The sequence below is a fragment of the Hymenobacter sp. IS2118 genome, assembly GCF_000715495.1.
Taxonomy (GTDB): Bacteria; Bacteroidota; Bacteroidia; order Cytophagales; family Hymenobacteraceae; genus Hymenobacter.
In genome coordinates, this window is sequence record NZ_JNLX01000050.1 from 27,715 (window position 1) to 45,062 (window position 17,348).

Here is a 17,348-nt window from a genome sequence, read left to right on the forward strand (position 1 = left end):
GAAAATATTGTGGCAGGGTAGCCCGCCCGCCGCCCGATACCGTATCTGAGATTTGCCGGCGCGGGCGGGCCGGCAAATCTCAGATACGGCGCGGCGTCGTACCTTGCCCCATTGCTCAGAAACCCTATTTCGCATGACTGTCGCCGGTTTTACCTTCAACGCTTTTTCCGAAAATACCTACCTGCTGATTGACGACGCCACCCGGCACTGCGCCATCGTGGACCCCGGCTGCTACGCACCGGATGAGCAGCAGGCTCTGCGCGAATACGTGGCAGACAACGACTTACAAGTGACGCTGCTCCTCAATACGCACGCCCACATCGACCACGTGCTCGGCAACCACTTTGTGCTGGCTACCTGGCCGGGCACGCCGTTTTTGCTGCACCGCCTCGATTTGGCCACCTTGCGCGCCGTGCCCACCTACGCGGCCAACTACGGCTTTCCGCAGTACCAGCCCGCCGAGCCCACCGGCGAGCTGGTGGCCGGCCAGCCCGTCCGCATCGGCGAAACGGAGCTGGAAGTGCGCTTTGCGCCGGGCCACGCGCCGGGCCACGTAGTTTTTTACCACGAGCCCACGGCCACTGTTATTGGCGGCGACGTCCTGTTTCAGCGCAGCATTGGCCGCACCGACTTGCCCGGCGGCGACCACGCCACGCTGCTGCACAGCATCGAAACCGAGCTGCTGACTTTGCCTGACGAGACGGTGGTGTACCCCGGCCACGGCCCGGCCACCACCATCGGCGAGGAGCGGCGTGGCAACCCGTTTTTGAATTCACTTAAGGGTTGAGGAACCGGTCGTAAATAAGTGCGCGGTGAAAGCCCATTAAGCTGAATGTGAAGAAGAAAGCCAACGGCTAATGGCAAACAGCTATTGGCTCAATATATTATTTGTTAAATGAAAAGACACCTGCCCAACGCCATTACCTGCCTGAACCTGCTGTGCGGCTGCCTGGCGCTGAAATTTGTTTTTGATGGGCAGTTGGAAATTGGGGCCTGGTTTGTAGCCGCCGCTGCCGTAGCCGACTTTGCCGACGGGCTGGTGGCGCGGGCCCTGCGGGTGTCGTCGGCCATTGGCAAAGACTTGGACTCGCTGGCCGACATGGTGTCGTTTGGCGTCGTACCGGGCGCCATCCTCTTTAAGCTGCTGAGTCTGGATGCTCCGCTGGCTGCCGGCGCGTGGTACTGGTTGCCCTACGCCGGGTTCACGGTGAGTATTTTCTCGGCGCTGCGTCTGGCAAAGTTCAACAATGACACCCGACAGACTACTTCCTTTATCGGCCTGCCCACGCCGGCCTGCACGCTGGTGGTGGCCTCGCTGCCGCTGATTCTGGCCTACGACCAGTTTGGATTGGCGTCGGTCATTCTGCATCCCGGCCTGCTGCTGGGCCTCACGGCGCTGCTTTCGGGCCTGCTGGTGGCCGAGCTGCCGCTCTTCGCTTTGAAATTTAAGAACCTGCGCTGGGGCGACAACCGGCGCCGTTTTATCTTCCTGCTGCTGGCGGCTGGGCTGGTGGTGCTATTGCGTGCGGCGGCGGTGCCGTTGGTGGTGCTGCTCTACGTGCTGCTGTCGGTGCCCAAAATGGCGGAGCGGTAGAATTTTTACCCACTCAATCACAATAAATAGATTATCCGGTTGTTAAGAAGCCACTGCCCGGTGAACCTGCTGAAGCGTGCCGCTGTTGCGGGGCCACTGCGTGGCAGGCCGGAAGGAGGGAAGCAGGAGTTCAATAACCAAATTTGTATGCGTCCATTTTTTTACTTTGTTGCTTTTGCGAGCCTGCTGCTTGGTATTAACGCCCCGGCGCAAGCGCAGTCCGGCGGACCGGCCGTGGCCCACGGCACCGTTAAATGGGGCGGCTACACGCAAGTGCCCACGCTGGGTTCGCGCAAGCAAAAAGTGCCCACGTTCAACGAAGTGCATCAGGCGCTGGACGACCAGGTGGGCTGGTACAGCTTGCGGCTAAAAGGCGCCGTGACCCAGGGCGAGCTGGTGAACATGGTGTACGAGCCATTTCCCGCCGCCGATGCCAAGCTCTTCAACGCCAGCAAGCTGCCCGCCGGCCCCGAGCCCAAGCTGCAATCCGGCACCGAAATGAAGCAGGTGGTGACGCACCTGAATCTGCGCCCGGTGCGCCGCAACCCCCAAACCGGCCAGCCTGAGCGGCTGGTGTCGTTCGACTACCGCTACACGCCCGGCGCGAGTGCTGCCCCCGCCCGCCGCCCTACTGCCTCCCGCCGCTACGCCACCAGCTCGGTGCTGGCCACGGGCGATTGGTACAAGATGGGCGTCAGCGAAAGCGGTATCTATAAACTCGACCGGACGGCGCTGCAAAGCATCATGGGCGTGAGCAGCCTGCAAGGCATCAACCCCAATAACCTGCACGTTTACGGTAATGCCATGGGGATTTTGCCCCAGGCCAACGCCGCGCCGCGCCCCGACGACCTGGTTGAAAACAACGTGCTGTTCGTGGGCAACGGCGACGCTACCTTCGACGAAAATGAGTACGTACTGTTTTACTCGCCGGGGGCGCACACCTGGGAAGCCGAGGGCGCCTCGTTCCGGCATCGCAACAACATTTACACCGACACCACTTTCTACTTCGTGACGGTGAACGGCACGGCCGGCCGCCGGGTGCCCACGGCTGCCGCGCTCACAGCTTCCGGCGCCACGCCCACCACCAACACCTTCGCGTACCGGACTTTTTATGAGCACGACTTAGCCAACCTCATGCACACGTCCGGGCCGGGCGGTTCGGGCCGCAACTGGGTGGGCGAGGGCTTTTCCGTGAATGCGCAAAAAGATTTCCCTTTTCGTGAATCTCCTTTTAATAATATTCCCGACCTGGTGCCCAATACGCCCGTGCGGGTAACGGCTTCGGTGGTGGCGCGGTCCAATACCCCGAGTGCGTTTCAGCTCACGCTCAACGGGGCCGTGATGGGCAGCCAGCTGCTGGAAGCGCGGCCGACCTACGAGTTTGGCGCCATTGCCACCGTAAGCACCGAAACTAAGCAGCTGCCCCTGGCCAGCCCCGGCACGGAGCTGCGGGTGGGCCTGACGTACAATAGCAACGACCCCAGCTCCGCTGGCTACCTGGATTACCTGGAAATTACGGCTCAGCGCCAACTGCGCCTTAGCGGCGACCAGCTGGAATTTCGCTCCCTGGCCAATATTGCCCCGCAGGCCACCAACCAGTTTGAGCTGGCCAATGCCACCGGAGCCGTGGTGTGGGACGTAACCAACCCCCGCCGGCCCGCCGCCATGCCGCTGACCGCCGCTGGCGGAACCGCCCGCTTCGTGGCCTCGTCTGATACCTTGCGCGAGTACGTGGCCTTCCAGCCCGGCGGGGCCTTCACCCGGCCGCGTGCCTTTGGCAAGGTAGCCAACCAGAACCTGCACGCGCTGAACAGCAGCTCCGGGGCTTTGATTGACCTGGTCATTGTGACGTATGCGCCATTTAAGGGCGAAGCGCAGCGGCTGGCCAACCACCGCACCAGCCACGACAACCTGCGCGTGGCGGTGGTGACGACGGCCGAGGTGTACAATGAATACGGCTCGGGCGGGCAGGACGTGAGCGCCATCCGCGACCTGATGAAGCAGCTCTACGACCGCGCCCCGGCCGGCAAGCAAATGCAGCTGCTGCTATTCGGCGATGCGTCTTTCGACTACAAGTCTGACCCGTTCAACAACAAGGATTTTGAACCGACCTGGTGGCGGGACCGGACGCCGTTCAAGAACGACCCGGATTTCGACGCCTTCAACCAGAATTACGTGCCGACTTACGAGTCGCGCGAGTCGCTGGCACCGTTTTACGGCGGGGCATACGGCCAGGCCAGCTATTCGTCGGACGACTTTTATGCCCTGCTCGACGATAACGAAGGCGAGTGGGATGAGATGCGGCCGGGCACCGAGCTGCTCGATATTGGCGTGGGCCGCCTGCCGATTCGCACGCCCAAGGGCGACCGCATGAGCACGGCCCAGGCCCGGCAGGTGGTCGATAAAATCATTAGCTACGATGCCACGACGGCGTATGGCAAGTGGCGCAACCGTGTGACGCTAGTGTCGGATGACGGCAATGGGGACCTGTTTGTGGGCCAGGGCTCGGAGCTGATTAGCCGCGTCATCGAAACCAACCATCCGGAGTATAATGTGCACAAGGTGTACCTCGACTTGTATCCGCAGCTGGCCGTGTCGGCTGGGCAGCGCTCGCCCGAAGCCAACCGGGCCATCGACCAGTCGATTGAGCAGGGCTCGCTGATTGTGAACTACCTGGGCCACGGTGGCCCCAAGGGATGGACCGACGAGCAAGTCGTGACCAACGCCTCAGTGCTGGCCCTGCGCAACGCCAACAACCTGACATTTTTTACCACCGGCACCTGCGATTTCAGCACCTACGACAACCCCGATTTTACTTCGGCCGGAGAAGAGTCGCTGACGGACAACCCGACGGGCGGCGCCGTGGGCCTGTTCACCACCACCCGCGTGGTAGATGCCGGCCAGAACGCCAGCCTGAACCAGGCGTATTTCAACCGGGTGCTTCGGCCGTACAATGGCGCCATGCCCAACATTGGCACGGTCATCATGCTGAGTAAGAATGATTTTCCGGGTGTGGGGCAGCCTGGCGTTATCAACAACCGCAACTATGTGCTGCTGGCCGACCCCAGCATGACGCTGGCCTATCCCAAGCAAACGGTGGTGGTGGACAGTGTGATGCAGGTGACCAAAGACAGCACCGAGCCGGCCGATACTCTCCGCGCACTGGCGCGCGTGCAGGTGCATGGCCGGGTGCTGAACAACGGTGTGGCCAACCAGGCCTTCACCGGCCGGGCCCAGGTTACCATCTACGACAAGCCCACCACGGTAATGACGCTGGGCAACGAAGTGGCAAATAGCCCGGCCGATGCGCCACGGCCCGTTGTGATTCAGGAAAACGTGATATACGCCGGGCAGGCCGAGGTGCGGAACGGCGCGTTTAACCTCACATTTGTGGTACCCAAGGACATTAACTACAACCTGGGTATTGGCAAAATCAGCCTGTATGCCTTTGATGGCACCAACCGTGTGGACGCGCACGGCTACCAGATGAAGCCGGTGGGCGGCTCGGCCTCCAACGTGGAGCCGGACTCCATTCCGCCGGTTATCAGCCTGTTTATGGACAGCGAGTCGTTTGCGTTCGGGGGCCTGACGGGGCAAAATACCACGCTGCTGGCCACGCTCACGGACGATAATGGCATCAATGCTACCGGCGCGGGCATTGGCCACGACATTACGGCCGTGCTCGACAACGACCCCAACAAGCTCGTGGTGCTCAACGACAGCTACGTGTCGAGCGTGGGCGACTTCCGCTCCGGCAAGGTGAACAACCCCTTTAAAGACCTGACACCGGGCCCGCACTCGCTGCGCCTTAAAGCTTGGGACACGTACAATAATTCGGCGGAACGCACGATTGAGTTCATTGTAGCCAACGACGAAAAGCTGGCCCTGACTCACGTATTGAACTACCCCAATCCGTTTGCCAACTCTACTACGTTCTTCTTTGAGCACAACCAGGCCGGCGGCCAGCCCGACAACCTGGAAGTACAGGTCCAGATTTTTACCGTAGCCGGCCATTTGGTACGCACCCTCACAGCCACGGTGCCCAGTACCGAGGCTCAGCAGCGCAGCATTACCTGGAACGGCCGCGATGAATACAATGACCAGCTAGCCCGTGGCGTTTACGTGTACCGGCTGAGCGTGCGCTCACCACAGAACGGCTCCACGGCCTCGAAGTACGAAAAACTCGTCATCCTCAATTAATCCGCTTTAATTTGTGCCCGGGCCGCGTCGGCTGGCCTTCTTCCCCCTTTTCTATGCACCTTCCCCTTTCTCGTTCGCGCGTGGCGCTGCTGGCTGGCTCGTTGTCCTTAGTGGGCACCGCGCAGGCGCAACAAAACCAGAGCACCATCACCACGGCCGTGCCCATTCTCACCCTCAGCCCCGACGCCCGCGGTTCGGCGTTGGGTGAGGCCGGCGTGGCGACATCGCCCGATGCTAATTCGGCCTTCTACAACGCGGGCAAGCTGGGCTTCGTGAAGTACAAGTATGCCGCTTCGCTCAACTATTCGCCGTGGCTGCGCAACATCACCGACGATATGAGCCTGTCTTATTTGTCGGGCTACGGGAAAATTGGCGAGCGTTCGGCCATCGGGGCTTCCCTGATGTACTTCGATTTGGGTACCATTGACTACCGCGACGGCGGCAACCTGCCAGCCGGCTCGTTCAGCCCCAAAGAATACGCCCTCACCGTGTCCTACGGTCAGCAGCTGACGGATAATTTCGGTGTGGGCATCTCGGCGCGCTACGTGCGCTCGAACTTGGTGGGCACCGTGGGCGGCAACAACGCCCAGTCCGGCAACTCTGCTGCCGTAGACCTAGGCGCCTACTACAACACCGACGCTACCATTGGTACTGGCCTTTACAACTTGGCCTTTGGTGCCTCGGTGTCCAACATCGGCAACAAAATGGCCTACAGAGACCCAACTACCCCCAGCTTCCTGCCCACGTCCCTGAAACTGGGTACGGCACTGACCCGGGAAATTGACCAGTACAATAAAATTACGCTTGTATTCGACGCGACCAAGCTGTTGGTGCCCTCGCCTTATTATGAAGATGGCGTGCCGCCTAATGACCCCCGTATTTTGGCCAAAAACCGCGAAATTGCCAATAAAGGCATCGTGAGCGGTATTCTGGGCTCATTTAGCGACGCGCCCGGCGGCTTCAAGGAGGAGCTGCGCGAAATCAACCTTTCGACCGGCCTCGAATACAACTACAACGACCTGCTGTATGCCCGCGGCGGCTACTTTTACGAAGCGCCTGACAAGGGCGACCGCCAGTACGCGAGCCTGGGCCTGGGTGTACGCTACCAGGTGTTCGGCATTGATGGCACGTACCTGATTCCTACGGGCAGCAACTCGCAGAACAACCCCCTGGCCCAAACCATCCGCATCTCGCTGCACTTCAACCTGAATAAGCTGTCGGAGGCTTTCGACGAGAACGGGGCCGGCGGCACCAGCGGCAGCGTGAATTCCAACTAAGCCGAGGTCCTCCGGTGCGCACCAACAACGTCATGCCCAGCTGCTTCGGTAAGCTTGGCATGACGTTCTTTTTACGGCTTATTCGCGCTTGTAGAATAAGTCATTAACAACTGATAACTAAAAACCCCTATGCTCGACCGCACTCTTGCCCCTCCCGTTCAGCCGCTGGCCCGCGTTACGCTACCCGAGGCGGAAGTTTTAGCGCTGCCCAGCGGTGCCCGGCTGCACGTGCTGGCCAACGATGCCCAACCCGTGGTGCGCCTGCAGTTGGTGTTCCGGGCCGGCAAAACGGCTGAAACCAAGCCGGGGCTGGCGTCTCTCACGGCGCGTATGCTGCTGGAAGGTACTGCCACCCGCACGGCCCGGCAAATTGCCGATGAAGTGGCTTTCTACGGCGCCTCGCTGGAATGCGATGCGGGTTTCGACCGCTCCACGCTCACGCTCTACTGCCTCACCCGGCACCTGTCTGCGCTGCTGCCACTAGTGAACGATGTGCTTGCCAACCCCGCCTTCCCCGAGGCCGAGCTGCAGCAGCTAAAAACCCGCACCATTCAAAACGTGCGGGTAGAGCGCCAAAAAACCAGCTTTCTGGCCTCCGAACGGTTCAATGAGCTGCTTTTTGGTTCGCAGACGCCCTACGGCCAGCCTTTCGACGGCGACGCTTATCAGGCCCTGACGGGCGCCGAAGCCCAGCAATTTCATGCAACAGCCTATGCCCTTAGCAACGCGGAAATATTTCTGTGCGGCGACGTGGCGGCCGAGCAAGCCCTAGTCGCGCAGGCTTTCAGCGAAGTCCCCGAAGGTGGGCTCAGCCTTCGGGTACCGGTTTCGGGTGCGCCCGCGGGCTCGGTAGCCGGCGTCGAAATTCCTTCGGCCCGCGTAGTGGTGCCGGGCAGCCTACAGGCATCGGTGCGCATGGGCCGGAGCTGGCCCGCGCCCACGCACCCCGATACCCACCGGCTGAAGCTGCTCGTGAACGTGTTTGGCGGGTACTTTGGCTCGCGCCTGATGCGTAACATCCGCGAAGACAAGGGCCTGACATACGGCATCTACGCCAGCGTGGCGCCGCGCGAATTGGGTACCAATATCATCATCGGCACCGATGTGAAGGGCGAAAGCGCCGATTTCGCGGTGAGCGAAATTGCGATGGAAATGCGCCGCTTGCAGGAAGAGCCAATTCCGGCCGACGAGTTGGAAACGGTCAAAAACTACCTGCTGGGCAAGTTTGCCAACGAGCTATCCACTGTTTTTGAGCAGTGCGACAAGTACAAGGCGCTGGTTTTCATGAACCTGCCCGGCGACTACTACACCGAATTCGTGCGGCAAACCGAAGCGGCCGACGCGGAAACCCTGCAGAAACTGGCGCAGCACTACCTGACTCCTGAAGACATGCAGGTGGTGGTGGCCGGCCCGGTAGAAATTCCAGCGGAATAAGCGTGTTGGGATTTGTCCCGCTGAGCGTCGCTGAAGCATGACCAGCGAAGGGCTTGAATGAAGAACGGAAGGCCCGGCGCTGCACAGCGCCGGGCCTTCCGTTCTTCATTCAGTGCGCGAGGCTTCAGCTTATGCCGGGGTCTGAATGGCGGGCGGAGTAGGGTTGTATTCGGGCGTGGCGGTGCGGTGCTCGGCGCTTTTCTTGCCTTTGTCGTCCTTCACATCGCGGCGGCTGAAAGGGCGGATAATGAGCCGTAGCGCCTGGTCGGAGCTAAAGTAGCTAAAGGCCCAATCCACGAAAGCCACCACTTTGTTGCGGAAGCCCACCAGCGTCATCAAGTGCACAAACAGCCAGGTGGCCCAGCCGAAAATGCCGTTGAAATGCACGTTGCCGGGTAAGTCCACCACGGCTTTGTTGCGGCTCACGATGGCCATCGAGCCCTTGTTGGTGTACACAAAGTCCTTGGGCGCTTCGCCGCGCAGGAGGCGCTGGAGGTTATTGGCCAGCTGGTCGGCCTGCTGCTGGGCCACCGGGGCCAGCATGGGCATGCCGCGGGGCATTTCGTCGGTCACCAGGTTGGCCAGGTCACCGATGGCGAAGATGTTGGCGTGGCCTTCTACCTGATTCCAGCGGTTCACGGTCACGCGTTTGTTGCGGGTTACTACCTCGGCGGGCAGGCCGGGCACTTCGGCGCCGTTCACGCCAGCGGCCCACACCAGGTTTTCAGTAGGAATAAATTCGGTGTCCGAATAATAAGCCCGGCAATCCTCGAAGTTCTTGATGGACGTGTTGAGCAGTACTTTCACGCCGAGCTCGTCGAGGTAGCGTTTGGCATCGGCCTGCGAGGCGGCCGACATGGGCCCCAGCAGCGCCGGCCCGGCCTCCACCAGAAATATCTGCATGGCCCGCAAGTCCAGCTCCGGGTAGTCTTTGGGCAGCACGTGCTTGCGCATTTCGGCCAGCGAGCCGCTTATTTCGACGCCCGTGGGGCCACCGCCCACCACCACAATATTGAGTAGCGCCTGCTTTTCGTCGGGGTTTTCGGTGAGCAGCGCTTTCTCAAAGTTCTGAAAAATGAAGCTCCGGAGATTCAGCGCATTTGGGATGCTCTTAATCTGCATGGCATTGCGCTCGATGCTTTCCAGACCGAAAAAATTGGTGAGCGAACCCGTGGCCAGCACCAGGTAATCGTAGCGAATGTCGCCCACGCTGGTCGTTATCGTGTTGCGGGCGGGGTGCACCTGCTGCACGTCGGCCATGCGGTAAAAGAGGTTTTTCTGACCCGCAAAAATCTTCCGGATGGGGTAGGCAATGCTATCCGCTTCCAGGGCGCCGGTGGCCACCTGATAGAGCAGGGGCTGAAAATTGTGGTAGTTGTTGCGGTCCACTACCACCACTTGCACGGGGGCGTTGCGCAGCGATTTGGCCAGGCGCAGGCCGCCGAAGCCGCAGCCGATGATAACTACACGCGGCTGGGCCGAAACAGGAAGATTGGTATCCATAGGACCACAGATTAAACGGATTTTAGCGAATTGAACGGATTTTTTGGGGTTCCGTGCGGTCGGGCCGTCAGGACAGAACGCGAAAAAACCGGCCTTTGTTTACAAAAGCCGGTTTGCTGTAATGGGTGTAATGTAGCTAAGCAACTTTGGCTGTCAGAATATTAAATGGCTTAAGAACCACAAAAAACCCGTTGAATCTGTTAAAATCCGTTTAATCTGTGGTTAATAGTCGTCGTTGTTTTTCTTCTTGAATTCGCCGTTTTTCACTTGCTGCACCAGTTTTAGCCAGCTGAAAGGGTTGAGTAGCGGGTTGTTGGTGTACTGATTGGGCGCTATGCCCGCGCGCACGTCCTGGGCGTACTGCTGCCGGTCCATCGTCTGGCGGAAGTTGGCTACCGCGCCCATGGGCTGGGTCCGGAAAATGCGGTCCATCAGCTCCGCGTTGAGGTTATCGGCCGCCGCGCTGCCGCGCTCGGTGGGCAGGCGCAGGGCCAGAAAAGCCTTTTTAAAGTCGCGCTCGGTGGTGTAGGGAAACACCCGCACTTCCTCCAGCATGGTGGCATCTTCCCGCATCCGAACGATAACCGAATAGCTCTGGCGCTGGAAATCAGGCGGAATAACAATGAGCTCGTTGGCGTAGCCCAGCGAACGAATGATGATGCTGTCGCCGGCCAGCACGGCCATCGAAAAGTAGCCGTAAGCGTTGGATGCCGTGCCGCGGCCGGCCTTGGGCACGTAGAGCGTGGCGCCAGGAACGCCCAGCAGGCTGTCGCCGCTGGCCACAATGCCGGTGAACTGAATCACTTTGCGCTTGCCCTGGGCCCGGGCCGAAGGCGCGGCCAGCAGCAGCGTGCCCAGCAAAGCCGCAGCAAAAAATAAGGAAAAGCGACGAAGACGCGGGAAGTCAGGCATATTGGAGACGGAGCGGATGACAAATATACGACGCCGGGTTCGGGGCCGATGGTACCTTTGGGCGGTGAGGGAGGTAGCACTTGCGCCCCATTCCCAGACAGCAGATGCGCTTGAAACATTTCACAGTTGCTTTCGGACAGAAACTTTTTAAATCGCTGGGCGACGAAAGCCGGGTGCGCATCCTGCATTTGCTGTGGCGCAACCGCGAAATGGTGGTGGCCGACCTGGAGCAAGTGCTGGATTTCACCCAGACCAAAACCAGTCGGCAATTAGCGTACCTGAAAAATGCGGGCCTAGTGAGCGTGCGTCGGCTCGACAACTGGATGTACTACGCCCTGAAACCAGAGGCGGTAGAATTGCTGCAGGAGCTGCTGGGCTTCATGGAAAAAGACCCGCAGCTGCTTCACGACCAGCAGCTATACCAAACGCTATGGTCGAACCGCGAGCTGGCCGCGTATAAGCTGCAAAACCGGCACTGGAATGGGGGCGGGTTTTTAGGGTAGGATGGATTTTAGGGTAGGAGGGTGTGGGGGTAGGAGGGTAGGAGTTGTTGGGATTTCAAACAATGGCTGTTTTGTTATCTGCAGAATTCAGAAACTCACTTTCCCGTCATAAGCTCTCACGCTCTCCTGCAAACCCACTTACCCTCACACCCTCCTGCCCCAAAAATCCCCCCTACCCCCACACCCTCCTACCCTCTTACCCTATGATGAAGGACCGCCGCCTGTTTGTGTGCGTGAAACAAAAATCCGGAGTGGGGGAGGACGTGGCCCGCGCCCTGAAAAAGGAGCTGAAGCAGCAGGGCCTGAAAAGCCAGGTCATAGACGGCGAAAAATGGCGCACGCAAGTGCAGACCTGCAACTGCCTAGACCTGTGCAAGCAGTGCAAAAAAGGCCCCGGCGCCGCCCTGGTGGTGTATCCCGAAGGCACTGTGTATGGCAACGTGCGCCCCGCCGATGCCGCCGAGCTGGTAGCCGAGCACCTGGGCCGCAGCCACGTAGTAAAGCGCCTGCACCTGGACTGAGGAGCCAGGGCTGCGGCCGGATATGCTGCGGCCAACCGCGAATGCGGAGTGGACTCCAACCGTAGGCGGGCTTAATCCGTTGATAGGAAAACTCAACCTTTTTATCTTAGCGCACTGATGCGATTTTCTCTCGCCGCCCTGTTTCTGACCGGGCTGGCTCTGCCGGCCGCCGCCCAGCCGGCCGCCCCCCTCGATTCCGTTTACGCAGCCCCTGCAACTGCCCCTGGTCTGGCTCCGCTGGCCACGCAGGCCAGTGCTCCAAAGTCGTTTGGGCAGTTGGGTAAGAACAAAACTCTCACGCTGCTCCCCATTCCAGTGCTGTTTTATCAGGCTGAAACCGGTTTTGGCTACGGTCTGGGTGCATTGTTGAGTGGCCGCTTCTCGGCTGATACCCTCACGCGACCTTCCAATGCCCGCGTGCAGTACTGGACCACGACCGAGGGACAATCCTTGCTGCAACTGGTGCATTCGATTTACACGCCTGGCGAGAAATTTTACCTCAACGGGGAAATCAGCGCCTACGACATTCTATTGTATTACTACGGCAAAGGCCCGGATTCCCGGAGTGCCGACGAGTCGGAGACGGCTTACAAGCTGTTTATTATTAACCAGCGACTCCAAAAGCAGATTGCGCCCAAGCTCTTCTTCGGAGCCCAGTACCGCATGACTAACATCTCGAAAGTTGACGCTCCGCTAACTAACGTAGACGAAACCGGTACCAATATCTTCAATACCGAGCTGCGGGTGACCGACCGCGAGCGGCAGAAAACCCGCATCTCCGGCTTGGGCCCGGTTATAACGTACGACACGCGCGATGTGCCCTTGGCGGCATTTCACGGTAGCCTACTCGATTTTGGGGCTACATTCAACGGCACGGGCCTGGGGTCTGATTACCGTTTCGTGCGTTACCAGCTCGATGCGCGTCACTTCCAGCCCATCCGCTCTACTAAGACCATTCTGGCCATGCAGTTTCTGGGGCAGTTCCACACCGGCAACGTGCCGTTCCGGGAATTAGCCGGCATCGGAGCGAACCTGGGCGGCACGCTCTACAACAACGCCAACCTGTTGCGCGGCATCTACGAGCAGCGCTTCCGCGACCGGCAGATGGTGATGTTTCAGGCAGAGCTCCGTCAAAAACTCTTCTGGCGCATCGACGCCGCTGTTTTTGGCGGTGTGGGCAACGTGAACCAGTATATTGACAAGTTTTCCCTCGGCGATACTAAGTACGCTGGAGGAGCGGGCATCCGGTTCAATTTCCTGCAGCGCGACCGGGTGAACCTGCGCCTCGACTACGCGGGCGGCACGGGCAGCAAGCCCGGCATCCTCTTCGCCATCGGCGAAGCGTTCTAGGCTAAATTCACAAGTTGCTATTTCTTACAAAAGGCTCCTCTGTTAGCAGGGGAGCCTTTTGCGTGTAATAAGCTTTGGCGCGGTCGAGTAAGATATTTTGCGGCAAGCCAAATTTTTTAAATAGGTTAGGAGTCAGCGTAAAAGTCGATTGCCACGGTTGAGGATACGCCGGCAAAAGTGCTCTTGGATTGCCTTGGCAACCATCTTTCCAATCGGGCCGGCCGTACACGGCACCGATGAACCACGCTGCGCCTTCCCGCTTTCTCGGCTCTCACGAAGCCACCGCTTCTACCCCGTCTCCATCAGCCAGCGCGCTGCCTGCGGCTCCGCGCCAGGGGCGCGATGCGGCGCGGGTGCACCGGCAGCTGCCGCCGCCCCGCGCCGAACTGCGTGTCTGCGTCATCATTCCCGCCAAAGACGAAGCCCTGAACCTACCGGCCACCCTGGCCGCCCTGGCTGCCCAAACCGACGTCCACGGCCAGCCGCTACCCGCTGGCTGCTTCGAGGTAATCGTATTGGCCAATAACTGCACCGATACCACGGCCGCCGTGGTGCGCCAGCACGCGCGGCTTTTCCCGCAGCTGGTGCTGCACGTAGCCGAACTGTGCCTCCCGCCGGCCCGGGCCCACGTGGGCCGCGCCCGCCGCCTGCTCATGGACGAGGCCTGCGCGCGCCTGGAACAAGTGGGCGCGCCCGACGCCATCATTGCCAGCACCGATGCCGATACCTGCGTGGCACCCACCTGGCTGGCTGCCATCCGGGCCGAAATAGCGGCCGGGGCCGATGCCGTGGGCGGCCGCATCCACAGCGAAATCAGCGGAGACGAACTGCTGCCCCTGCGCCGCCTGCAAACCCGCGATACCGCCTACCGCCTGCTGTGCGCCCGCCTCGAAAGCCTGCTCGACCCCAACTGCGCCGACCCGTGGCCGCGCCATTACCAACACTTTGGCGCCAGCCTAGCCCTCACCACCCGCGCCTACCGCCAAGTGGGCGGCCTGCCCGAAGTCCGGTTTCTGGAAGATGAAGCCCTGTGCCAGGCCCTGCGCCGCCACGACTTACGGGTGCGCCACAGTCCGCACGTGCAGGTGCTCACCTCGGCGCGCCGGGATGGGCGGGTAGAAGTAGGCTTGTCTTGGCAGCTGCGCGAGTGGCTGAATATGAGCCGGCAATACCGCGAGCCGCACGTGGAGTGCCCTCACCAGCTTGCAGCTTTATGGCGGGTGCGGCGCGACCTACGGGCATGCTGGAGCCGCCGGGCCGGGCTGCCCAGCAATGCACTGGCCGCGCGATTAGGCCTGACCCTCGTAGCGTTGCAAGTCCTGGTGCAGCAGGCGGCTACCTTCGGGGAGCTGTGGGAAAGCATAGTAGCTACCGCCCCGGGCGCTACCGTAGCACTGGTGCCGCTGTCGCGGGCGTTACGGGAGTTGCCATTGCTCATAAAGCCGGCGCAGGCTGCCGGTCGGGCAACGTCAGCATCACAGTTGCTGGTGCACTTTTAAGTACTCAGGCAAAAGCAACCTTAGCATGACCGCCTTTTTTTGTTTGGTTACTTCTGAACGAGTACATTAAGCCCTAGCGCACCGGTGCTTACTTTTCCGTTTTCAAACCCGAAGGCGGCGAGCCACCAGGGTTTAGGTTGGCTTCGAACAGCTTGAGAATGCGTTTGTACTCGTCGGTCCAGGAGCTGGGCTCTACAAAGCCGTGGTCTTCGACGGGGTACACGGCCAGCTCCCAATTCTCCTTCTTCAGCTCAATGAGCCGTTGCGTAAGGCGCACGATGTCCTGGAAGTGCACGTTGGTGTCTACCATGCCGTGGCACATGAGCAGCGCGCCTTTCAGCCCGGCCGCGTAGTTGATGGGGGAGGAGCGAGCGTAGGCAATGCTGTCCTGGTAGGGCTCGTTCAGGATGTTGTCGGTGTAGCCGTGGTTGTAGTGCGCCCAGTCGGTTACGGAGCGCAGGGCGGCCCCGGCCTTGAATACTTCCGGCTGCGTGAACATGGCCATGAGCGTGATAAAACCGCCGTAGCTGCCGCCGTAAATGCCGATGCGCTGGGGGCTGACGCCGTATTTCTCGGCTAGCAGCTTGGCGCCGTCCACATGGTCGGAGAGGTCCTTGCCGCCCATGTAGCGGTAGATGCCCGTGCGCACGTCGCGGCCATAGCCGGCCGAACCCCGGTAGTCGATGTCGAGCACCGTGTAGCCCTTGTCCACCAACAGGTTGTGGAACATGTACTCGCGGGAGTAGCTGCTCCACCACTTGTGCGCGTTTTGGAGGTAGCCTGCGCCGTGCACAAAAATCACGGCTGGGCCCTGGGCCTGCGGCGTGGCTGGCCGGTACAGCCGGGCATACACGTCGGCCCCGTCTTGGGCTTTTATGGTAATAATTTCCGGGTCGCGCCAGGGGTAGCTCTCAAACTCGGCGGTGGTGGAGTGGGTGAGCTGGCGCATGGCCGCGCCGGGCTTGTTGGGCATCACATACAGCTCCCAGGGCTTGTTGGCGTAGCTGTAGCGCACGGCCAGGGTCTTCTCATCGGGCGAGAGCGTGACTTCGCTGGCACCGGGCTTGGTCGTGATTTGGGTGAGGGCGCCGCCTTCCACTGGCATCCGGAAAAACTGCTGCTCGCCGGGGTTGGTTTTGTTGGTGATGAGGTACCAGGTTTTCTTGTCCTGGCTGAGCTGGGCCTGCTGCACCTCAAACTTGCCGCTGGTGAGGGCCTTTTTCTGGCCCGTGGTCACGTCCACGGTGTAGAGGTGGGAGTAGCCCGCCTCTTCGCTCTGGAACCACACCCGGCGGTTGTCGGCCAGCCAGCCCACGTTGCCCGCGCCGTTGCCAATGCCGGGCCCGCTTATCCAGGCCTCGTCGCGCTGCCGGTCCAGCAGGGTGATTTTCTGGGTGGCGGGGTCCAGCGACACCAGCCACCGGTCCTTGTTATCAGCGGAGCGCATCACCAGAAAAGCCCGCTGCCCATTGTCCGACCACACCGGGCGGAAGGGTATTACCCGGCGGGTTTCGGTGGGCTTCTTCTCTTTTTTGGCCTTGGTGCTGTCGGCGGGCTGGGGCGCTTTGGCCGTGAGTTGGTACTCCTTGCGGTAGGCCGGCAGCTCGTCCAGCCCTTTCAGCTCCTTGTAGCCCAGCACAAACGTGGTATCGCGCCCAATGTCATAGATGCCCATTTCGTAGGCCGTCTGGGTGGCACCCACTTTGGTGCGAGTCGAAATATCTTCCGTGAAGCCCGACGCCGTGACAAAGCTGGGCACAATGGCCACCTTCTGCTTGTCGGGCGCCGCCTGAATGGAATAGGTCACAAACCGACCGTCGGGGCTGAGCTGCAAGTTCTCCACCGTCTTAACACCCAGGTAAATGGCTTTGGGCCGCAGCTGGGCCAGGGCCTTCTGCTGCTTTTCGCGGGCCTTCACGTCCTGGTCGCGCTGCCGAATCACTTCAAACAACGCCATTTGCCCGGCTTTGAGGTATTTTTCGGCGGGGCTCAGGTCGGTGCCGGCCGGCCGGGGGCCGCGCCGGAAGTCGGTGCGCTGGGTGGTTTCGCCGGTGGCGGGGTCCCAGGTAAAGAGGTTGCCGCCGCGGGCGTAGCTCACCACGCGGTCGAGCAGGGCAAAATCGGCTTCGGTTTCGCGCTCGGCGGTATTGGTCACGCGTCGGGCCTTCTGGGTTTTCAGGTCCAGCAGGTAGATGTCGCCGTCTTTCTCATACACCTTGCGGGTGCGGCGCTGGTCGTACTGCCCGCGGCTGGCCGGCAGGCTACGCTGTTCGCGTAGGCTGATTTTCTGCGGTTTACCGCCGCTGGGCGCCACACTGTAGAGCGAGTCGCGCCGGGCTTTTTCAGGATTCCAGCTGAAATAGATGCGCTTGCCATCTTCGCCCCAATACACATTCGACGGCGAGGCGCCTACCCATTGGGCCGGCTCGCGCATGATTTTTTCAACGGTGAGCGGGGCCAGCGTGGGCTTGCCGGCGGTAAGCGCCTGGGCCTGCACGGCCACCGGCAGGGCCAGGGGCAACGCGGCGAGAAGAAGAAAACGCATAGAAAAGCAG

General features: G+C 60.7%; 12 protein-coding genes. 9 read left to right on the top strand and 3 right to left on the bottom strand.

Annotated features, from left to right (window positions below):
* Positions 1-133: 133 nt before the first annotated feature.
* The 5 genes from GM79_RS03405 (at position 134) to GM79_RS03425 (ending at position 8,505) form a co-directional block, all read left to right on the top strand.
* On the top strand, positions 134-787 hold the full coding sequence (locus GM79_RS03405; protein WP_035559244.1) for an MBL fold metallo-hydrolase: 654 nt from the start codon (positions 134-136) through the stop codon (positions 785-787).
* 108 nt (positions 788-895) lie between these two features.
* Positions 896-1,594 (top strand): CDP-alcohol phosphatidyltransferase family protein, encoded by a 699-nt coding sequence (locus GM79_RS03410; RefSeq protein WP_035559247.1) that lies wholly within the window; start codon positions 896-898, stop codon positions 1,592-1,594.
* A gap of 147 nt (positions 1,595-1,741) precedes the next feature.
* Positions 1,742-5,794 (top strand): type IX secretion system sortase PorU, encoded by a 4,053-nt coding sequence (porU, locus tag GM79_RS03415; RefSeq protein WP_035559251.1) that lies wholly within the window; start codon positions 1,742-1,744, stop codon positions 5,792-5,794.
* A gap of 53 nt (positions 5,795-5,847) precedes the next feature.
* Positions 5,848-7,071, top strand: coding sequence for a type IX secretion system outer membrane channel protein PorV (gene porV / locus GM79_RS03420; RefSeq protein ID WP_051718454.1), 1,224 nt, complete (start codon positions 5,848-5,850; stop codon positions 7,069-7,071).
* 129 nt (positions 7,072-7,200) lie between these two features.
* Complete coding sequence (locus tag GM79_RS03425) at positions 7,201-8,505, top strand: M16 family metallopeptidase (RefSeq protein ID WP_035559254.1); 1,305 nt, start codon at positions 7,201-7,203, stop codon at positions 8,503-8,505.
* Between the two features lie 129 nt (positions 8,506-8,634).
* Here GM79_RS03425 and GM79_RS03430 read toward each other — a convergent pair whose 3' ends face one another.
* Positions 8,635-10,008: an NAD(P)/FAD-dependent oxidoreductase gene (locus GM79_RS03430; protein WP_035559257.1), complete on the bottom strand. Its 1,374-nt coding sequence runs from the start codon at positions 10,006-10,008 to the stop codon at positions 8,635-8,637.
* A gap of 222 nt (positions 10,009-10,230) precedes the next feature.
* Positions 10,231-10,920 carry a carboxypeptidase-like regulatory domain-containing protein gene (locus tag GM79_RS03435; protein ID WP_072008520.1) on the bottom strand — a complete coding sequence of 230 codons (690 nt, stop codon included), beginning with the start codon at positions 10,918-10,920 and terminating at the stop codon, positions 10,231-10,233.
* A 104-nt stretch (positions 10,921-11,024) separates the two neighbouring features.
* On the opposite strand from GM79_RS03435, the gene GM79_RS03440 reads away from it, so the two are divergent.
* The 4 genes from GM79_RS03440 (at position 11,025) to GM79_RS03455 (ending at position 14,793) form a co-directional block, all read left to right on the top strand.
* Positions 11,025-11,423 carry an ArsR/SmtB family transcription factor gene (locus GM79_RS03440; protein WP_035559363.1) on the top strand — a complete coding sequence of 133 codons (399 nt, stop codon included), beginning with the start codon at positions 11,025-11,027 and terminating at the stop codon, positions 11,421-11,423.
* Positions 11,424-11,626: 203 nt separating this feature from the next.
* A complete protein-coding gene (locus GM79_RS03445) occupies positions 11,627-11,944 on the top strand; it encodes a (2Fe-2S) ferredoxin domain-containing protein (RefSeq protein ID WP_035559259.1) in 318 nt (105 codons plus the stop codon).
* Positions 11,945-12,061: 117 nt separating this feature from the next.
* Positions 12,062-13,294, top strand: coding sequence for a BamA/TamA family outer membrane protein (locus tag GM79_RS03450; RefSeq protein WP_035559262.1), 1,233 nt, complete (start codon positions 12,062-12,064; stop codon positions 13,292-13,294).
* Between the two features lie 236 nt (positions 13,295-13,530).
* On the top strand, positions 13,531-14,793 hold the full coding sequence (locus tag GM79_RS03455) for a glycosyltransferase (RefSeq protein WP_051718456.1): 1,263 nt from the start codon (positions 13,531-13,533) through the stop codon (positions 14,791-14,793).
* An 88-nt stretch (positions 14,794-14,881) separates the two neighbouring features.
* On the opposite strand, the gene GM79_RS03460 is transcribed toward GM79_RS03455, so the two are convergent.
* Positions 14,882-17,338 (bottom strand): prolyl oligopeptidase family serine peptidase, encoded by a 2,457-nt coding sequence (locus tag GM79_RS03460; protein ID WP_051718457.1) that lies wholly within the window; start codon positions 17,336-17,338, stop codon positions 14,882-14,884.
* Positions 17,339-17,348: the final 10 nt, after the last annotated feature.

Excerpts from the sequence above, each read along its gene's own strand:
- GM79_RS03425 (WP_035559254.1), top strand. The coding sequence starts at position 7,201 with ATGCTCGACCGCACTCTTGCCCCTCCCGTTCAGCCGCTGGCCCGCGTT.
- GM79_RS03410 (WP_035559247.1), top strand. The coding sequence starts at position 896 with ATGAAAAGACACCTGCCCAACGCCATTACCTGCCTGAACCTGCTGTGC.
- GM79_RS03430 (WP_035559257.1), bottom strand. The coding sequence starts at position 10,008 with ATGGATACCAATCTTCCTGTTTCGGCCCAGCCGCGTGTAGTTATCATC.
- GM79_RS03435 (WP_072008520.1), bottom strand. The coding sequence starts at position 10,920 with ATGCCTGACTTCCCGCGTCTTCGTCGCTTTTCCTTATTTTTTGCTGCG.
- GM79_RS03440 (WP_035559363.1), top strand. The coding sequence starts at position 11,025 with ATGCGCTTGAAACATTTCACAGTTGCTTTCGGACAGAAACTTTTTAAA.
- GM79_RS03450 (WP_035559262.1), top strand. The coding sequence starts at position 12,062 with ATGCGATTTTCTCTCGCCGCCCTGTTTCTGACCGGGCTGGCTCTGCCG.
- porV (WP_051718454.1), top strand. The coding sequence starts at position 5,848 with ATGCACCTTCCCCTTTCTCGTTCGCGCGTGGCGCTGCTGGCTGGCTCG.
- GM79_RS03455 (WP_051718456.1), top strand. The coding sequence starts at position 13,531 with ATGAACCACGCTGCGCCTTCCCGCTTTCTCGGCTCTCACGAAGCCACC.
- GM79_RS03405 (WP_035559244.1), top strand. The coding sequence starts at position 134 with ATGACTGTCGCCGGTTTTACCTTCAACGCTTTTTCCGAAAATACCTAC.
- porU (WP_035559251.1), top strand. The coding sequence starts at position 1,742 with ATGCGTCCATTTTTTTACTTTGTTGCTTTTGCGAGCCTGCTGCTTGGT.
- GM79_RS03445 (WP_035559259.1), top strand. The coding sequence starts at position 11,627 with ATGATGAAGGACCGCCGCCTGTTTGTGTGCGTGAAACAAAAATCCGGA.
- GM79_RS03460 (WP_051718457.1), bottom strand. The coding sequence starts at position 17,338 with ATGCGTTTTCTTCTTCTCGCCGCGTTGCCCCTGGCCCTGCCGGTGGCC.